We start from the raw sequence: 17,319 nt of genomic DNA, 5'->3' as shown, positions 1-17,319 counted from the left end.
GCTTCAGCGGTAGACCGCGCTGGTGGTCAGCTCCGGCGCCGTGCCGCCGACCCATTTCTGCGCCAGCTCGGCGTAGCGGCCGGTGCGCACCTGCTGGTTGATGAACAGGTTCAGGTAGTTGAGCAGGCCGTATTCGTTGCGCTTGGCGCCGAGGGCCACGTAGTCGATGTCATAGGGCGCGTCGCCGGCGATCTTCAGGCCCTTGTACTTGCCCGACTTGATCCACGAGGCGGCGACGGTGGAAGAGACGACCGTGGCGTCGATATGCCCCTGGCTGATCGCCAGGGCGGTGTCGGCCTCGGACTGGTAGGCGCGGAAGCTGCCCTTGGCGTCGCCCCAGGCCTTGCTGTCCTTCTCCAGGGCCAGCGCCTCGAAGGTGCCGGCGGTGCCGCCGACCGGGCGGCCCTTGAGGTCCTCGTAGCTGGCGATGCCGGTGTCCTCGCGGGTCAGTACCACCTTGACGAAGGCGAAGTAGGGGATGCTCATGCCGATGGTCTTGGCCCGCTCCAGGGTGTCCGAGGTGGATGCGACGATCACGTCGGCGCGACCCGACACCAGCGCCGGGATGCGGTCGGGAAAGGGCGTCTCGACGATCTCCGCCTTGACGTCCAGGGCCTTCGCCAGGTCGTTGCAGTAATCGACGTCGAAGCCCACCGGGTTGTTCTGTGCATCGCGCGAGCCCATCGGCGGAAAGTCCAGGGTGACGGCGCAGCGCAGCTTGCCGGACTCGATGATGTCGTCGAGCTTGTCGGCCTGGGCGAGACCGGCGAGGGAACAGCCCAGGGCAGCGGTGAGGGCTAGGGCAAGGGTCTTCTTGGTATTCATGGGGGCCTCTGGCGATGCGGTTGAGTGGGAGGGCGGCAAATCCCGTATTTGTGATTTCGTATACGATATTTTAAGTGAGCAATGGCTGTGCCAGAACCTCGTCCGACGGCGATAAAAAACCTTTCGCTGGAGCGCGACCGCTTTGGCTGGCGCGTCGCTGTGCCATGCCGCGCCGGACTGCGCCCCGCTCGGGCGCGGCCGGCGGTGTTACAAAAGGGAGCAGGATTGCTACCGCCGCCCCGTGGCGGGGCGAGGCGTTACGCTTTTCGGGGCTGGCGATGGGTCTCGCGGTACTGGCTCGGCGAGAGTCCGGTGAGCGCCTTGAACTGGCGGCTGAAGGCGCTGTGGTCGGTGTAGCCGCAGCGCAGGGCGATCTCGGTGATCGGCGCGTCGCCGGCGAGCAGTTGCGAGGCGGCGCCGAGCCGCGCCTTGTGGATCATCTGCCGTGGGGTGAGCTGGAAGATGCGCTTGCAGTGACGCTCCAGTTGCGCCACCGAGAGCCCGGCGATGGCAGTGAGATCGGCGAGGCTGAGCGGCTGGTCGTAGTGCTCGCGGATATGCGCATCCACCGCCGCCAGCCGGCCGTAGGCCGGGTGCGCCGACTGCGCCGCCGGCAGGTCGTGGGAGATGCCGGCCATGCCGATGATCGCCCCGTCGGCATCGCGCAGCGCCTGCTTGTGGGTCAGGCACCAGCCCGGCTGGCGACCGGGATAGAGGTGCAGCTCCAACTGGTTCTCCAGCGTCGCGCCGCCGCGCAGCACGCGCCGATCCTGCTCGGCATAGAGCGGACCGAGGCTGGAAGGGAAGACCTCGTCGGCGCTGCGGCCGAGCAGTTCGGCCTTGTCCTTCACGCCGCAGCGGCGTGCCAGGGTGCGGTTGACCAGGACGTAGCGGGCGCGCTCGTCCTTGACGAAGAACACCACGCCGGGCATGGCGTCGAGCAGCGCCTCGACCTGGCGCAGGCTGGCCAGCAGGCTGGCGAGGTCGGCGGGGGGCGGGGCGGCGAGCAGGTCGTGCATCGGGGCGAAGGCCTGGCTGGGGGACCGCGCCAGCATACGGGGCGCCGGCGGCCGGGAACAGGGCCCGGCCGCGCGCCTCAGTTGCCCGGCGAGTCGCAGCGCAATGGCACCGTGCGCACGCGGCGCAGGTAGAAGAGGCAGGTGGCGCCGAGCAGCAGCGTCATCAGGACGAACTCGACGGCCAGGGTCGTCTGCGTCGCTTCCAGGTAGTCGCCATGGCGCTCCAGCCTGTGCGCGAACACCGCGCCGAGCAGCGCCGAGCCGAGGCCGAGGGAGGCCTGCTGGACGGTGGCGAGCATGGCGCTGCCGGCGCCGGCCTGGGCGGCCGGCACCTCCGAGAGGCCGATGCGGAAGAAGCTGCTGACGATGAACGCCTGGCCGAAGCCGATCACCAGGGTCGCCGGCGCCAGGTTGAGGATGCCCGGCTGCGGCCAGACCCGTTGCAGGGTCAGCATCAGGCCGAGCAGGCCGCACATCTGGATGACGCAGCCGAGCAGCAGGCGTACCGGGCCGATCCGCGCCGCCACCCGGGCGGTGAGCAGCGCCGAGACGAAGTAGGAGGCGCCGAGGGCGATGAAGGCATTGCCGGCCTGTACCGGCGAGAGACCGGCGCCGGCCTGCAGGGCCAGGGCGAGGGCGAACATGAAGCCGCTCCAGCAGGCGAAGAACAGGATCGCCAGTAACAGGCCGAAGCGGATGCTCGGCAGGCGCAGCAGCGACGGCGGCAGCAACGGCCAGGCCTGGCGGCGTTCCTGGCGCAGCTCGGTGCGCCACAGCCAGGCCAGCAGCGGCACCGCCGCCGCCAGCAGCAGGGCGCAGGGCCAGGACCAGTGCAGCGATGGGCCGAGAGCCAGCGGCAGCAGCAGGCAGAGGATCAGCGCGGCGAGCAGCAGGGTGCCCGGCGCGTCGACGCGGGCGGCATGCTCGGCGCGGGTCTCCGGTACCCAGCGGCGGCTGCAAAGGAGAATGCCGAGGCAGATCGGCAGGTTGATCAGGAACACGCTGCGCCAGCCGAGGCCGCCGATGTCGGCGGAGACCAGGAAGCCGCCGAGCACCTGGCCGACGACGAAGGCCAGGCCGCCGATGGCGCCGTAGGCGGCCAGCGCGCGGGAATGCGCGTGGCCGCTGAGGCTGACATGCAGGGTGGCGAGAATCTGCGGCACGATCAGCGCCGCGCCGACGCCCTGCAGGGCGCGCGCCACCAGCAGCAGCCAGACCGAACCGGCCAGCCCGCAAAGCAACGAGGCGACGGCGAACAGGGCGACGCCGAGATCGAACAGGCGGCGACGGCCGTAGTTGTCGCCAAGCCGGCCGCCCATCGCCAGGCACACGGCGAAGGCCACGCCGTAGACGGCGACGATCAGTTCCAGTTCGGTTTCGCTGGCGCCGAGGGAATGGGCGAGGGCGTCGAGGGCGACGTTGACGATGGAGAAATCGATCATCGGCAACAGTTGCCCCGCCAGCAGGATGCAGAGCCCGGCGAGGCCGAGCCGCGACGACGAGACGGTGCTGGGCATGGGCGGAGTCCTTGTGCGGAAGGGAGTGGGCTGGCAGCATGCGCTTCTGGCTAACCCGGTACCAGTTCTTGCTTATCCTGGTATTGGCGCTACCCGTCTGCCCTCCGGAGGACTTCGCCATGCCCCTCGACGCCCCTGCCAGCCACGCTGCGGAAAGCCCCGCGCAGCCGTCCCGCGCCGAACAGCTGGGGGCCTTCCTGCGCCGCCGGCGGGAAAGCATCGAGCCGCAGCGGGTCGGCATTTCCCGCCTCGGCCGCCGACGCACGCCGGGCCTGCGTCGCGAGGAGGTGGCGCAGCTCGCCGGGGTCGGCGTGACCTGGTACACCTGGCTGGAGCAGGGCCGCGCGGTACGCGCCTCGGAGCAGGTGATCGGAGCCATCGCCCGGGCCCTGCTGTGCAACGAGACGGAAACCCACCACCTGTTCAACCTCGCCGGGCTGGCCGCGCCGACCTCGGCGCGGCGGGTGGTCTGCGAGAAGCCTTCGGCCGCCACCCAGGCCATCCTCGATGCCCTCGACCCGTTGCCGGCCATGGTGCAGAACGCCCGTTTCGACATCCGCGGCTACAACCGCGCCTATTGCCGGCTGGTGGGCATCGACCTGGCGGAGATCCCCGAGGAAGACCGCAACTGCATCTACCTGGCGCTGACCCACGAGCGCTGGCGCTACTGCATGGCCAACCGCGAGGAGGCGTTGCCGCGGATGGTCGGCTTCTTCCGCGCGGCAATGGTCGAGCGCATGGGCGATCCGCTGTGGGAGCGGCAGTTGCAGCGCTGCCTGGAGGTTTCGGCGGAGTTCCGCGAGATCTGGCGGCGCAATGAGGTGATGGGTATCGAAAACCAGCTCAAGCGCTTCCGTCATGCGCGCTGCGGCGAATTCGAACTGCAGCAGACCAACTGGTGGTCGGCGCCGAAGAACGGCGATCGCCTGCTGGTCTTCGTCCCCCTCGACGACCACGCCCGCGACTGCCTGGAGCAACTGTGAGTCGGCGCCCTGTCCCGTAGCCAGCGCCTGCTCGACCTGCTGCAGATTCTGCGCCGGCATCGTTACCCGGTGGCCGGGCATGTGCTCGCCGGCGAACTGGGGATCAGCCTGCGCACGCTCTACCGCGATATCGCCACCCTGCGACAGCAGGGCGCGCACATCGAGGGCGGCGCCGGCGCCAGGCGTTGCTGCGCGAGTGGCGTGAACGGGAAAGCATCGCCGCGCAGTGAGCGACTGCTGCCGGAAACTGACAGACGGCCACCGCCTGCGGGTCTAGCGCCCGGCGCTGTAGCGGCTCAGAGCCGGAACTCCTCGGCGATCAGTTCGCCGAGGCGCTCCAGCGCCGGCGGCCGCTCTCCCGGGGCGAAGGCCAGGCGAATGCGGTGGGCGGGCAGTTCGGCGAAGCCCTCCGCCGGCCCCAGCACGCGCATCGTCGGGCCGACCCGCGCACGGTCGATCACGCCGATCGCCAGGCCGCCTTCGATGGCCGCTTCCAGCGCCGCCGCGCCGGGACTGCTGACCACCGTGCGCCAGCGCCGGCCCGTCGCGCCGAGGGCTTCCAGCAGCGCCTGCCGATAGGGACAACCCTGGCCGTGCAGGGCCAGCGGCAGCGGGCGTTGCGGATCGATCCGCAGGCCGTGGCCGGCGACCCACACCGGCTGGGTGCCGCCGATCTCGCGGGAGTGCCCGTCGTACGGGGTTTCGTCTTGCGCTTGCACCAGCAGGGCGAGGTCCAGCTGGCCGCGCCGCAGGCGTCCGGCCAGCCTGCCGCTGGCGTCGGTGAGCACCTCCAGCTCCAGCGCCGGCAGTTCCGCGCCCAGGCGTGGCAGGAGGCAGCCGAGCAGCTTGCCGGCGTATTCCTCGGAAATGCCGAAGCGCACGCGCAGCGGCTCTTCCCGTCTGCGCAACCCGGCGAGCACGCGGTCGTGGGTCTCCAGCAGCTCGGCGGTCTGGCGCTGGAACCGCTGCCCCAGCGGGGTCAGCCGCACCGACTGGTTGTCGCGCTCGAACAGCCGGCCGCCGGCCAGTTCCTCCAGGCGCCGGACGTGGGTGCTCACCGCCGAGGGGCTGCGGTTGAGGTGGCTGGCCGCGGCGAGGAAACGGCCGAAGCGCAGGATGGCATGGAAGGTACGCAGCAGCTCGATATCCAGGTTGGCGCTCATGGTTCCGATTTCCTGCATGACTGGTGCAGATAGTTTCGTTTGATAGTAGCGGCGGAGGCCGCCTAGCCTCGACTCGAACCTGACCGACGGAGGCGAGCGATGCGCGCGACCACCTGCACCCCGCGAGCGATGCCCGGGGCGACCCGCCTGCTGGCCGTGCAACTGGGCATGGTACTGGCCTGGAGTTCCGGCTTCGTCGGCTACCGCTATGCCATGGAACAGGCGCCGGTGTTCCTCACCAGCTTCTGGCGCTTCGCCGTCTGCCTGGCGCTGCTGCTGCCCTTCGCCTGGGCCGGGCTGCGTCGGTTGTCGGCGCGCCAGTGGCGGCGCCAGGCGCTGATCGGGGCGTTGGCCTACGCGGGCTACATCGCGCCGATCGCCAAGGCCATCGAACTCGGCGTCTCACCGGGCGTGGCGGCGCTGATGGCCGACCTGTTGCCGCTGCTGGTGGCCTTGCTGGCGCTGGTCCTGCCGGGGCAGCGAACGCGGCCGGGGCAGTGGCCGGGGATCGCCCTGGGCGTCGCCGGGGTGCTCTGGGCCGGGCATGCGGCGCTGGCGCTGGGGCGGGCGCCGGGCTGGGCCTACGGCCTGCCGCTGCTGGGCATGCTGGCGCTGGCCCTGGCCACCCTGTTGCAGAAGCGCTGGGACGATGCGCCGGGATCGCTGGCCGTGGTGCTGTTCGTGCAGATCGGCGCCGCGCTGCCGGCGTTCGCCGGCCTGGCGCTGGCGGAGGGTAGCCTGCGGCCGCCGCTGTCCGGCGGATTCCTGTTCGGGCTCGCCTGGCTGGTGCTGCTGCCCACCTTCGGCGGCTACGGCCTGTACTGGCTGGGCCTGCGCCATCTTTCCGCACAGGGTGGCAGCGCGGCGCTGTACCTGAGCCCGGCGCTGACCCTGCTATGGGCGCACTGGATGTTCGCCGAGCCGCTGACACCCATGCTGCTGGGTGGTCTGCTGCTGTCGCTGGCCGGCCTCGGCTGGCTGTATCGCGCCGAGCGTCGCTAGCCGGCGTCGCCCTGCCAGCGGGCCAGGGTCTCCAGGCGCGCCGGGCTGAACGGCGGACGCGGCGCCGGAGGCGTCCAGCCGAACAGGAATTGCGCGGCGCTGCCGCATATCCGCCCCTGGCAGGCGCCCATGCCGCAACGGCTGTGCAGCTTGGCCTCGGTCCAGCCGGCATGCCCGGCCAGCGCGGCCAAGGGGACGTCTTCGCAACGGCAGACCAGGGTATCCGCCTCCGCCAGTTGACGCAGTTCGGCACGCAGGGCGAAGTGTCGCGCCAGGGTGTCGGCGAAGCCCTGCCAGCGTCGCCGTCGTGGCCACAGGCGGCGAGCCGCGTCGCGCTCGTCGACGGCGGCATGGCCGGCGATGGCGCCTTCCACCAGGGCCAGTTCGCTGCCGCCGAAGCCGGTGCATTCGCCGGCGGCGTAGTGGTCGGGCAGGCTGCCGGCCTGCCATTCGTCGACGGCGAGCGCCTGGCCGTCGAGGCGATAGCCGAGGGCCTGGCCGAGTTGCACGTTGGGCACCAGGCCGAAGCCGCAGGCCAGGCGGTCGCAGGCGATCTCGCGGACCCGACCGCCTTCGCGCAGGCGCACGGCTTCCAGGCGCTCCTCGCCGAGGGCGGCGAGCACGTAGCTGTCGGCGCGGTAGCTACGGGCGAACAGGCCGGCGGCCTGCCACAGCTTGCCGGGCCAGCGCGGGAGGCGTACGGCGAAGGCGGCCAGGGTTCTCGCCGGCGCCTGTTCGGCGACGCGCAGCAGGCGCGCCCCGCACTGGCTGGCGCTGGCGGCGCTGGCCAGCAGCAGCGGGCCGGAGCCAGCCACCACCAGGCGCTGGCCGGCCAGTGGCAGGCCGCCCTTGGCCAACGCCTGCAGGCCGCCGGCGCCGGTGACGCCGGGGAGGGTCCAGCCGGGAAAAGGCAGCAGCAGTTCGCGGGCGCCGGTGCAGAGGACCAGGCGTCGGTAGCCGACCTGCCAGCCACGTTGCGGGTCTTCCAGCAACAGGCGCCTGCCGGGACCGCAGGCGACCACCCGGGTCGCCGGGAAGTGCTCGACATTGGCCTGCCCGGCCAGGCGTTGGCGCATCTGATGGGCACGCGGCGGCAGGCTGGCACGCGGGCCGTCGCGCCAGATCTGTCCGCCGGCGGCCGGGTTGTCGTCGACCAGGGCGATGCGCGCGCCGCTCGGCGCGGCGGCCAGCGCTGCGGCCAGGCCGGCGGGGCCGGCACCGACGATCAGCAGGTCGTAGTCGGCGCTCATGCCTGGGTCTCCACGCGCATGCCGGATTGGCAGACGGTCTGGCAGGCCAGGCGTCGCCGACCGTCGATCAATACCCGGCATTCCTGGCACGCGCCCATGCCGCAGAACGGCGCGCGCCGCCCGCCGCCGACCGCGCTGCGGGAGCAGCCGTCGCCGCCGAGGGCGAGGGCGGCCGCCACGCTGGTACCGACGGCGACCCGCAGCGGACGCCGGTCGATGAACAGTTCGATCATGGCCGGGCACTCCCGGAGCTGGAGAGGAAGCGTTGCGGCAGATAAGGCGTGGCATCCAGCGGCGGCGTTTCGCCGAACAACTGGGCGGCGAGCAGGCGCGCGCTGCCCGGCGCGGTGGTCACGCCCAGGCCCTCGTGGCCGACCGCCAGCCACAGGCCCGGCTGCGCCGGGTGCTCGCCAAGCAGCGGCAGGCCGTCCGGAGTGGCAGCGCGGAAGCCGGTCCAGGCACGGATCGCATTGAGGCCGGCGAGCCCCGGCAGGTAGTCCAGGGCACGCCGCAGCATGCGCGCCAGCACCGGGCCTTCCACCTGCGGGTCGAGCGTGTCGAACTGCCGCGAGGAGCCGAGGAAGACCTGCCCGGTGGGGCGCGGCTGGGCGTTGAAGGCTACCGAGGTACCGCTGCTGGCGTGGGCGCTGCTGACATAGCCGAGTTCCACCAGTTGATGGCGGAGGGTGCCGGGATAGCGGTCGGTGATCAGCAGGTGGCCTTTCTTCGGGCGGATCGGCAGCTCCGCGCACAGCTCGCCGGCATGGATGCCGTTGGCCAGCACCAGCGCCTCGGCGCTCAGCCAGCGGCCGTCGGCCAGGCGCAGGCGGCTGCCGTCCACTTCGCTGACTTCGGCGTACAGCCGGCGCAGGCGCGGCCCGGCCTGGTCGAGCAGCCAGCGCGCGGCGGCGGGCGCGTAGAGGATGCCGTCGCCGGACACCTCCAGGGCGCCGGCCAGGCCCGGCCGCAGGGCCGGTTCGAGGGCGTACAGGCGCGCGGCGCCAAGCATCCGGCAGGCAACGCCGGCGGCTTGCAGCGCCTGGCGCTTGCGTTCGGCCTCGGCGAGTTCGCTGGCGTCGGCGGCCAGCCAGAGGGTGCCGCAATTGCGGTACGCGCAGTCTTCCGGCAGATCCGCCGCCCAGGCGCGCCAGGCCTGGATCGAGTAGTCGCTGAGGGCCAGTTCGGCCGGGTTGTCGTCCATCGCCACCAGATGGCCCATGCCCACCGCGGTGGCACCGCCGCGGCGGCTGTCCAGCACCAGTACGTCGAGGCCGCGACGCGCCAGTTCATGGGCGCAGGCGCTGCCGACGATGCCGGCGCCGACCACGATGACCTCGGCGTTCACCGGCGGATGCCCCAGGCGAACGGATCGTCGTCCGCCAGCAGCAGGGTGGCTTCCGCGCTGACGTGGGCGCGGCCGCGGATGGTCGGCACGATGGGCCCGCCGGGCTGGCCGTCGAGCCATTCGTAACGCCCCTCGAACTGGCTGCCGATCACGCTCGCCTGGCGCCAGGGCTGGCCGGGCAGCAGCTTGCCGTCGGCGGCCAGGCAGGCCAGCTTGGCGCTGGTGCCGGTGCCGCAGGGCGAGCGGTCGTAGGCCTTGCCGGGACAGAGCACGAAGTTGCGGCTGTCGGCGTGGGGATCGTCGGCGAACAGTTCGATGTGATCGATGGCGCCGCCGTCCTCGCCGCGGATGCCCTGGTCTTCCAGCGCCTGCTGGACGGCGACAGTGTAGGCGGTGAGGGCGTCGAGGTTGTCGCCGGCGATGCGCTGGCCGTGTCCGGCGACCAGGAAGAACCAGTTGCCGCCCCAGGCGATGTCGCCGCTGACCCGGCCGATGCCGGGCACTTCGACGCTGACCTGGCGACGGTAGCGGTAGGCCGGCACGTTGCGCACGCTGACCGAGCCGTCCTCGTGGAGGGTCGCCTCGACCTCGCCGACCGGCGTCTCGATGCGGTGCACGCCGGGACCGATCCGCCCGAGGTGTGCCAGCGAGGCGACCAGGCCGATGGTGCCGTGGCCGCACATGCCGAGGTAGCCACTGTTGTTGAAGAAGATCACTCCGGCACAGGCTTCGGGATCGACCGGTGCGCAGAGCAGGGCGCCGACCAGTACGTCGCTGCCGCGCGGTTCGAGGATGCAGGCGGCGCGCCAGGCGTCATGGCGCTCGCCGAGCAGGCGCCGGCGCTCGGCCATGTCGCCCTGGCCGAGATCGGGAAAGCCGCCGATGACCAGGCGAGTGGGCTCGCCGCCGGTATGCGAATCGATGATGCGGATGCGTTGCATGGTGGCCCTCGCCTGTGCCGGGGTATGCGCCACAGGGTGGCGTTTCGGCGGGGCGGGGCGCTTGAGGGTTTTCGCTCAGGCGAGTGACGAAAGCGGCATAGCCGGGATGGCCCGGCTCAGGTGCTGGCCGGGCGGTTCGGCAGGTGTTCGTAGAGGGTCCGGCAGACCCCGACGATATGTGCCTCGATCAGTGTCGCGGCCCGTTCGGCATCGCCGGCGCGACAGGCGGCGACGATCTCGCGGTGTTCCTGGTCGGCGCGCTGCTTGCCTTCGGACAGGCTCATCTGCATGCGCAGGTAACGTTCCAGCTTGTCGTGGATGGAGCGGATCAGGTTGACCAGGAACGGCCGCTGCGCCGGTTCGTAGAGGCAGGCGTGCAGTTGCCAGTTGAGTTCGGCCCAGCGTCCGACGTTGTCTTCGCCGACGAAGTCGGCGCAGATCGCCTCGGCGCGGGCGAAGGTGGTCTCGTCCATGTTCGGCACCGCCAGGCGGATCGCCTGCGCCTCGAGCAGCACCCGCACTTCGAACATCTGCGCCAGTTCCGGTTCGGAAATACGCGTCACCACCGCGCCCTTGTTGCGCTGGAACAGCACCAGGCCTTCCGCCTCCAGGCGCTTGAGGGCCTCGCGGACGGGAATCTTGCTGACATTGAAGAGTTGCGCGATGTCGTCCTGGCGGATCGGTTCGTCCTCGGCGAAATGCCCGGCGATGATCGCTTCGCGCAGGTGCTTGGCGATGATCTCGGAGGCCGAAGGGGCGATGCCCAGGTTAGGGGCGTTGAGCATGGAGAGAGGCAAGCGGGACAACCTGCATGGCGTTGGGAACGTGCGGGATATTGTATACGAACGCTTGGCGCGTGCCGCTGCCGGTTGGCGCCTTCTGCGCAGGCGTGTTGGTCGGCTCCAGTGGGCCTCCGTGGCGCATGTTTCGCAGGGCGAAACGCTCTTCCGGAAAGTTCGCGGAGAGGCTGGACAATAGAAAATTAGCTTGCTAATAATTCGCTCGCTCATGTATTTCGGGGCGTCCGCGATGGCCAAGCCTTCCTTCTTTTCCTCCGACCTGGTGCAGGTGCTGCTGTGCCCGCGTCTGCACGAACTGCAGTTCGCCGTGAAGGCCCTGCTGGCCGGCGGGTTGGCCCTGTACCTGGCCTTCGGCCTGGAGCTGGAGCAGCCGCAATGGGCATTGATGACGGTGTTCGTGGTCAGCCAGCCCTATAGCGGCATGGTCCTGGCCAAGGGCATGTTCCGCCTGATCGGCACCTGCGCCGGTGCGCTGGTGTCCATCGGCATGGTCGCGCTCTATGGCCAGGCATCGCTGCCCTTCCTCCTGCTGATGGCCCTCTGGCTGGCGTTCTGCACCGCCGGCGCGTCGCTGCTGCACAATCATGCGTCCTACGGTTTCGTCCTGGCCGGCTACACCGCGGCCATCGTCGCCCTGCCGGCCAGCGCCGATCCGGCGACGGTGTTCGACCAGGCGGTGGCCCGCTGCTCGGAGATCGGCCTGGGCATCCTCTGCGCGGCGCTGGTGAATGTGCTGCTCTGGCCGCGGCGCCTGGAACGCCAGTTGGCGAACCAGGGCAAGGCGGCCTGGGAGGCCGGCTTGCAGGCGGCCGCGGCGGAACTGCGCGGCGCCGACGAACGCGGCGAGCTGCTCGCGGCGCTGGGGCGGATCGCCGCGGCGGACGCCCAGCGCGACCACGCCTGGTTCGAGGGCGCGCTCGGCCGCGCCCGTTCCCAGGCCTTGCGCGTGCTAGGCCTCGACCTGCTCGGCCTGCTGCGCGCGGCGCGCAAGGTGGCTCGCGAGCGGAGGCTGCTCGATCCGGCCAGCGCGCACGCCTTGCAGCCCTGGCTGGAAGAACTCGAGGCACTGTTGCGCGAGGGCCGCCAGGCCGAGTTCGAGGCCTGCCGGCAGCGCTTGCGCCTGGCGCTGGACGCGGCGCATGGACAGTTGCACCTGTGCCTGGTCTGCCTCGAACGCCTGCTCGGCGAGGCGAGGGCGGCCGGGCGCAGCGTCGAGGCGCTGGTCTATGGCGCGCCCACCCGCCAGGCGCCGGGCGCCATCGCCTGGCACCGGGACATCGAGCGCGGCGTGCTGTTCGGCCTGCGCAGCGCCCTGGCGTTCCTCTGCGTGGCCGCGTTCTGGCTGGCCAGCGCCTGGCCGAGCGGGTTGGGCGCGGTGTCGATCACCGGGGTGGTGCTGAGTCTCTTCGCCAGCCGCGACAACCCGGCCCAGGCCGGCCTGAACTTCCTTCGCGGGATCCTCCTGTCGATCCCGCTGGCCGGCTTCGTCGCACTGTTCTACCTGCCCGGCGTGGACGGCTTCCCGCTGCTCTGCCTGGGCCTGGGCGTACCGCTGTTCTTCGCCGCGCTGTGCGTGAACCGGGCGAGCCTGGCCGGGATCGCCTCGCCGTTCTGCATCTTCTTCGTGAAGAACGTCGCGCCGAGCAACAGCATGAGCTACGACCTCGCGCACTTCCTCAACAACGCCCTGTCGACGGTGCTCGGGGTGGCCTTCGCCGTGCTGGTGTTCAACCTGGTCAGCCTGCGGCCGGGCGAACGCCATTACCGGCGCATGCTGCAGGCCACCCTCGGCGACCTGGCGCGGCTCACCCTGCGCTCGCCGGCGCAGGCCGAGGCCTGGTTCGGCGGGCGCACCGCGGATCGCCTGATCCGCCTGGCGCAGCGCTACGACCGTTTGCCGGAGGGGCGCCGCCAGCCCTGGTCGGACGGCCTGATGGGACTCGACTTCGGCGACGAGCTGCTCTACCTGCGGCAGTGCCTGGAGGAGGTCCCGGCGTCCCTGGCGCAGGCCCGCGACCGCTACCTGCGGCGCCTGCGCCTGGCGCTGCTGGGCGATGGCCCGCGGGCTGAGCGTGAACACGCCCTCGACCCGCCGACCGCGCGCCTGCTCAAGGCCCTGGCCGCCAGCCCGCTGGCCGGCAGCGAACGCGGCGAGCTGGCCGGCGCCGCGCTGGTGCAGTTGCAGGCCACCTGGCGGCAGTGGTGCCGCAGCCATGCTCCGGCCGGGACGGCGCTGCGCGCGGACCCGCTCCCCGGAGCCGGGCGCTAGTTCTGCGGTGGCCGGCCACATTGACCGCGCAAGCCCCGAACCACTAAGCTGCGCGCCTTGCGACAGGTGCCCCGCAAGGGGTGAAACAGGGAAGCTGGTGCGTTCCGTCGGAACCAGGCCAGCGCTGCCCCCGCAACGGTAGGCGAATCAGACAGCCGCTCGATGACCACTGTGCTCCGGCATGGGAAGGCGCGGCTGGAAGCGTCCAGCGCTTCGCTCGCGAGCCCGGAGACCGGCCTGACGCACCCACGGCATCGCGGAGGGCGCTGTCGGACGTCTCCTGCCGTCGCTTCGTCCTCCGTCTGCCTCAACCCAGGTCGCGCGGGTGAGAGCGACGGAGCAGCGCAGAGCATGAACAGAGTTTTCCTGACCCCGGCAGCCGTGGCGCTGTGCGGCGCGTCTTCCCTGAGCCTGGCCGAACCGGTCAGCCTTGCCGACCAGGTGGTGACCGCCACCCGTACCGCCCAGACCGCTTCCCAGAGCCTGGCGGCGGTGAGCGTCATCGACCGCGAGGATATCGAGCGCAGCCAGGCGCGCAGCGTGCCGGAGCTGTTGCGCCAGGTACCCGGCGTGTCGCTGGCGAACAACGGCGGTTTCGGCAAGAACACCACGCTGTTCCTGCGCGGCACCGAGTCCGACCATGTGCTGGTGCTGATCGACGGCATCAAGGTCGGCTCGGCCAGCGCTGGCCTCACCGCGTTCCAGGACTTGCCGGTGGAGCTGATCGAGCGCATCGAGGTGGTCCGCGGGCCGCGTTCCAGCCTGTACGGCTCGGAGGCCATCGGCGGGGTGATCCAGATCTTCACCCGGCGCGGCGACGGCCAGGGCGCCAAGCCGTTCTTCTCCGCCGGTTACGGCACCCATCAGACCCTGGAGGGCAGCGCCGGGGTCAGCGGCGGCGCCGGCAACGGCTGGTACAGCCTCGGGGTGAGCAGCTTCGATACGGCGGGGATCAACACCAAGCGCGCCGGTACTGCGGGCTATGAGCCAGACCGAGACGGCTACCGCAACCTGTCCGGCAACCTGCGCGGCGGCTATCGCTTCGACAATGGCCTGGAACTCGACGGCACCCTGGTCAGGGCCAAGTCGCACAACGACTATGACCAGGTCCTCGGCAACTCTGGTTTCAATACCAACGCCGACGGCGAGCAGAACCTGGTCGGCGGCCGTGCCCGCTTCACTCCGCTCGATCCCTGGCTGGTGACCCTCCAGGCAGGGCGCAGCGAGGACAAGGCCGATGCCTATCAGGATGGCCGTTTCTACTCGCGCTTCGATACCCGTCGCGACAGCCTGTCCTGGCAGAACGACCTGACCCTGGCCGAAGGCCATGTGCTGACCCTCGGCTACGACTGGCAGAAGGACGAGATCAGCAGCAGCGAAGCCTTCAGCGTCGACTCGCGGCTGAACAAAGGCTGGTTCGCCCAGTACCTCGGCCGGTACGGTCGCCAGGATTGGCAACTGAGCCTGCGCCGCGACGACAACCAGCAGTTCGGCGTGCACGACACCGGCAGCGCCGCCTGGGGCTACGCGCTGAGCGACGCGCTGCGCTTCACCGTCAGCTACGGGACGGCGTTCAAGGCGCCGACCTTCAACGAACTCTACCTCCCCGACTACGGCAATCCCGACCTGGACGCCGAGACTTCGCGCAGCCTGGAGGTCGGTCTCAGCGGTACGCACGACTGGGGGCACTGGGCGGTGAATGCCTATCGTACGGACATCGACTCGCTGATCACCTATACAACCCGTCAGGGGCTTTATGTGCCGTTCAACATCGACGAAGCGCGCATCCGTGGCGTCGAACTGGTCCTCGGCAGCCAGTGGCTGGGCTGGGACTGGAACGCCAACGCGACCTTCCTCGACCCGCAAAACCGTTCCGGCGGCGTCAACGACGGCAACGAACTGCCGCGCCGGGCGCAGCGGATGTTCAACCTGGAACTGGACCGGCGCTTCGAGCGTCTTTCGCTGGGCGCCAGCGTGCACGCCGAAGGCCGACGCTATGATGACCCGGCCAACGAGGTGCGCCTGGGCGGCTACGCCACCCTCGACCTGCGCAGCGAGTACCGGCTGAACGACGAATGGCGCCTGCAGGGCCGGATCGCCAACCTGTTCGGTGCCGACTACGAAACCGCGTATGGCTACAACCAGCCTGGCCAGGCGGTCTACCTCAGCGTGCGCTACCAGGCCCTGTGAGGCCGGGTATTTCGAATGAACGAGGCGACGGCGCGGCCGCGTCGCCGCAAGGAGTGATCGACGATGAACGAATCCCCCGAGAAGGACCAGCGCCACCGCGAGCGGATGGAGCGCAAGAAGGCCGTGGTCGACGAGAAGATCGCCCAGGCCCGCGACGAACGCGGCGTGCTCCTGGTGCATAGCGGCAACGGCAAGGGCAAGAGCAGCTCGGCCTTCGGCATGGTCGCGCGGGCCCTGGGCCATGGCATGAAGGTCGGTGTCGTGCAGTTCATCAAGGGCGCCGCCAGCACCGGCGAGGAAGCCTTCTTCCGGCGCTTCCCCGAGGAAGTCAGCTACCACGTGATGGGCGAGGGCTTCACCTGGGAGACCCAGGACCGCCAGCGCGACATCGCCAAGGCCGAGGCAGCCTGGAAGGTCGCCGCGCAATTGCTGGCCGACCCGGACGTGGGCCTGGTGGTGCTGGACGAATTGAACATCGCCCTCAAGCACGGCTACCTGGAACTGGACAGGGTCCTCGCCGACATCCAGGCGCGCCCGGCCATGCAGCATGTGGTGGTGACCGGCCGCGGCGCGCAGCCGGGGATGGTCGAGGCCGCCGACACGGTGACCGAGATGAGCCTGGTCAAGCACGCGTTCAAGGCCGGGATCAAGGCGCAGAAAGGAGTGGAATTCTGATGCCGGCGCCATGCGCGGAGACGCTTCGCCTATGACCCAGGCACGCTGTCCGGCCCTGCTGATCGCCGCCCCGGCCTCCGGCCAGGGCAAGACCACCGTCACCGCCGCCCTGGCCCGCCTGCATGCGCGCCAGGGGCGGCGGGTACGGGTGTTCAAGTGCGGGCCGGATTTCCTCGACCCGATGATCCTCGCCCGCGCCTCCGGCGCGCCGGTCTACCAGCTCGACCTGTGGATGGTCGGCGAGGCCGAAGCGCGACGCCTGCTGGCGCGGGCCGCCGGCGAGGCCGACCTGATCCTCATCGAAGGGGTGATGGGCCTGTTCGATGGCAACCCCTCGGCGGCAGACCTGGCGCGGCGTTTCGGCGTGCCGGTGCTGGGGGTGATCAACGGCGCGGCGATGGCCCAGACCTTCGGCGCGCTGGCCTACGGCCTGGCGCATTTCCAGCCGGACCTGCCGTTTTCCGGAGTGCTCGGCAACCGCGTCGGCAGCCAACGCCACAGCGACATCCTGCGTGATTGCCTGCCGCCCGGCATGCGCTGGTTCGGCGGCCTGCCGCGCTCGGCCGAGTTCGAACTGCCGAGCCGCCACCTGGGCCTGGTCCAGGCCGAGGAACTGGCCGATCTCGATGCGCGCCTGGACGCCGCCGCCGACGCCTTGCGGGCCAGCGCCGAGACCGACCTGCCGGAGCCGGTGACCTTCGAGGTGCCCGCTCCGGCGCCGCTGCAACGCAGCCTGGAAGGCGTGCGCATCGGCGTGGCCCGCGATGCCTCGTTCGCCTTCCTCTACCAGGCCAATCTCGACCTGCTGCGCGAACTCGGCGCCGAACTGGCGTTCTTCTCGCCGCTGCAGGACCAGGCGTTGCCCGCCGTGGACAGCCTGTACCTGCCGGGCGGCTACCCCGAACTGCACCTGGGGCGCCTGCAGGGCAATCGCGCCATGGCCGAGGCGATCCGAGCCCACCATGCCGCCGGCAAGCCGCTGCTGGCCGAGTGCGGCGGCATGCTCTACCTGCTCGACTGCCTGGAAGACGCCGACGGCGAGCGCGGCGAACTGCTCGGCCTGCTGCCGGGCCGGGCGCGCCTGCAGAAGCGCCTGACCGCCCTGGCCTTGCAGGAGGTCGAGCTGCCGGAAGGGCGGCTGCGCGGGCATACCTTCCATCACTCGACCCTCGACTGCGCCGTCGAGCCTCTGGCCCGTGGCGTCTGCCCGAACGGCCGGAACACGGCGGAGGCGGTGTTCCGTCTTGGCCGGCTGACGGCTTCCTATATCCATTTCTACCTGCCTTCCAACCCGCAGGCCGCCGCTGCGTTGCTGGCGCCCGCGCGAGACGCCGACTGAC

General features: G+C 70.7%; 15 protein-coding genes and 1 riboswitch. Of the genes, 6 read left to right on the top strand and 9 right to left on the bottom strand.

Annotated elements, in window-relative coordinates:
- Positions 1 to 3: 3 nt before the first annotated feature.
- The 3 genes from LE197_RS15675 to LE197_RS15665 all read right to left on the bottom strand — a co-directional run bounded on the left by LE197_RS15675 (position 4) and on the right by LE197_RS15665 (position 3,361).
- A complete protein-coding gene (locus LE197_RS15675) occupies positions 4 to 825 on the bottom strand; it encodes a transporter substrate-binding domain-containing protein (protein WP_003082561.1) in 822 nt (273 codons plus the stop codon).
- Between the two features lie 257 nt (positions 826 to 1,082).
- Positions 1,083 to 1,880 carry an AraC family transcriptional regulator gene (locus tag LE197_RS15670; RefSeq protein WP_003110834.1) on the bottom strand — a complete coding sequence of 266 codons (798 nt, stop codon included), beginning with the start codon at positions 1,878 to 1,880 and terminating at the stop codon, positions 1,083 to 1,085.
- Positions 1,881 to 1,921: 41 nt separating this feature from the next.
- Positions 1,922 to 3,361, bottom strand: coding sequence for an MFS transporter (locus LE197_RS15665; protein ID WP_226034081.1), 1,440 nt, complete (start codon positions 3,359 to 3,361; stop codon positions 1,922 to 1,924).
- Between the two features lie 38 nt (positions 3,362 to 3,399).
- On the opposite strand from LE197_RS15665, the gene LE197_RS15660 reads away from it, so the two are divergent.
- On the top strand, positions 3,400 to 4,344 hold the full coding sequence (locus tag LE197_RS15660; protein ID WP_003133531.1) for a helix-turn-helix transcriptional regulator: 945 nt from the start codon (positions 3,400 to 3,402) through the stop codon (positions 4,342 to 4,344).
- A 296-nt stretch (positions 4,345 to 4,640) separates the two neighbouring features.
- On the opposite strand, the gene LE197_RS15650 is transcribed toward LE197_RS15660, so the two are convergent.
- Positions 4,641 to 5,507, bottom strand: coding sequence for a LysR family transcriptional regulator (locus LE197_RS15650; RefSeq protein ID WP_023109045.1), 867 nt, complete (start codon positions 5,505 to 5,507; stop codon positions 4,641 to 4,643).
- A gap of 99 nt (positions 5,508 to 5,606) precedes the next feature.
- Between LE197_RS15650 and LE197_RS15645 the strand changes: the two genes are divergently transcribed.
- Entirely contained in the window at positions 5,607 to 6,509 is a 903-nt protein-coding gene (locus LE197_RS15645; RefSeq protein WP_003114958.1) for a DMT family transporter, read from the top strand.
- Here LE197_RS15645 and LE197_RS15640 read toward each other — a convergent pair.
- From LE197_RS15640 to LE197_RS15620, 5 genes are all read right to left on the bottom strand, one after another.
- A complete protein-coding gene (locus LE197_RS15640; protein ID WP_023109044.1) occupies positions 6,506 to 7,759 on the bottom strand; it encodes an FAD/NAD(P)-binding oxidoreductase in 1,254 nt (417 codons plus the stop codon). The genes LE197_RS15645 and LE197_RS15640 overlap by 4 nt on opposite strands.
- On the bottom strand, positions 7,756 to 7,992 hold the full coding sequence (locus tag LE197_RS15635) for a (2Fe-2S)-binding protein (protein ID WP_003114956.1): 237 nt from the start codon (positions 7,990 to 7,992) through the stop codon (positions 7,756 to 7,758). The genes LE197_RS15640 and LE197_RS15635 overlap by 4 nt, the downstream gene beginning before the upstream one ends.
- The gene (gene lhpB / locus LE197_RS15630) at positions 7,989 to 9,104 is read right to left on the bottom strand and encodes a D-hydroxyproline dehydrogenase subunit beta LhpB (RefSeq protein WP_023109043.1); all 1,116 of its coding nucleotides are present in this window, start codon (positions 9,102 to 9,104) and stop codon (positions 7,989 to 7,991) included. Before lhpB ends, LE197_RS15635 begins: the two co-directional genes overlap by 4 nt.
- Positions 9,101 to 10,045, bottom strand: a complete 945-nt coding sequence (locus LE197_RS15625) for a 4-hydroxyproline epimerase (protein WP_003161795.1) — start codon at positions 10,043 to 10,045, stop codon at positions 9,101 to 9,103. The genes lhpB and LE197_RS15625 overlap by 4 nt, the downstream gene beginning before the upstream one ends.
- A gap of 116 nt (positions 10,046 to 10,161) precedes the next feature.
- Complete coding sequence (locus tag LE197_RS15620) at positions 10,162 to 10,830, bottom strand: GntR family transcriptional regulator (protein WP_023109042.1); 669 nt, start codon at positions 10,828 to 10,830, stop codon at positions 10,162 to 10,164.
- Between the two features lie 244 nt (positions 10,831 to 11,074).
- Here LE197_RS15620 and LE197_RS15615 point away from each other — a divergent pair, with 244 nt between their 5' ends.
- The 4 genes from LE197_RS15615 to LE197_RS15600 all read left to right on the top strand — a co-directional run bounded on the left by LE197_RS15615 (position 11,075) and on the right by LE197_RS15600 (position 17,318).
- Positions 11,075 to 13,114 (top strand): FUSC family protein, encoded by a 2,040-nt coding sequence (locus tag LE197_RS15615; protein ID WP_004348771.1) that lies wholly within the window; start codon positions 11,075 to 11,077, stop codon positions 13,112 to 13,114.
- A gap of 47 nt (positions 13,115 to 13,161) precedes the next feature.
- A riboswitch (cobalamin riboswitch) is annotated at positions 13,162 to 13,370 on the top strand.
- Positions 13,371 to 13,465: 95 nt separating this feature from the next.
- Positions 13,466 to 15,304 (top strand): TonB-dependent vitamin B12 receptor, encoded by a 1,839-nt coding sequence (btuB, locus tag LE197_RS15610; RefSeq protein ID WP_003107028.1) that lies wholly within the window; start codon positions 13,466 to 13,468, stop codon positions 15,302 to 15,304.
- A 63-nt stretch (positions 15,305 to 15,367) separates the two neighbouring features.
- Complete coding sequence (cobO, locus tag LE197_RS15605) at positions 15,368 to 15,979, top strand: cob(I)yrinic acid a,c-diamide adenosyltransferase (RefSeq protein WP_003082589.1); 612 nt, start codon at positions 15,368 to 15,370, stop codon at positions 15,977 to 15,979.
- Positions 15,980 to 16,010: 31 nt separating this feature from the next.
- Entirely contained in the window at positions 16,011 to 17,318 is a 1,308-nt protein-coding gene (locus LE197_RS15600; RefSeq protein WP_003082590.1) for a cobyrinate a,c-diamide synthase, read from the top strand.
- Position 17,319 lies beyond the last annotated feature (1 nt).

The organism is Pseudomonas sp. PS1(2021) (assembly GCF_020405165.1).
GTDB classification, from domain to species: Bacteria; Pseudomonadota; Gammaproteobacteria; order Pseudomonadales; family Pseudomonadaceae; genus Pseudomonas; species Pseudomonas aeruginosa.
The sequence above is the reverse complement of the archived record's forward strand: the minus strand, read 5'-3'. Positions and strand labels throughout refer to the sequence as shown.